Origin of the sequence: Modestobacter altitudinis, from assembly GCF_005930475.1 — a bacterium.
Taxonomy (GTDB): Bacteria; Actinomycetota; Actinomycetes; order Mycobacteriales; family Geodermatophilaceae; genus Modestobacter; species Modestobacter altitudinis.
Map to the genome: position 1 here is coordinate 1 of NZ_SJEW01000160.1, position 389 is coordinate 389.

The window sequence follows — 389 nt, forward strand, 5'->3', positions numbered from 1 at the left end:
CCCCTACATGGTGGCGGCGCGGCGGATTGGCCGGCGCTACGAGTGGCTGGAGGCGATGGCGGACCTCTACGCGGAGCTGCACCGCCAGTCCGGCGCGGTGACGCTGGAGAAGCGCCGCGGGGTGAGCCCGGAGGAGTTCTTCACCCGCTACTACTTCGGTCACCGGCCGGTGGTGCTGCAGGGCTTCATGGAGGACTGGCCGGCGATGCGCCGCTGGTCCCTCGCGGACTTCCGGGAGCGCTTCGGGGACGTGGAGGTGGAAATCATGTCCGGGCGCGACACCAACCCGGACCATGCCTCGCAGCCCGACAAACACCGCCAGGTGGTGAAGCTGCGCGACTACGTCCAGCGGGTGGAGACGGGCGGCGAGACGAACGACTTCTACATGG

The 389-nt window shown here is 69.2% G+C and carries 1 protein-coding gene; it reads left to right on the top strand.

The window, feature by feature from the left end; translation table 11 throughout:
- Positions 1–389 (top strand): cupin-like domain-containing protein (locus tag FHL79_RS24875; RefSeq protein ID WP_171058344.1); only part of this gene is annotated, 389 nt, incomplete at both ends.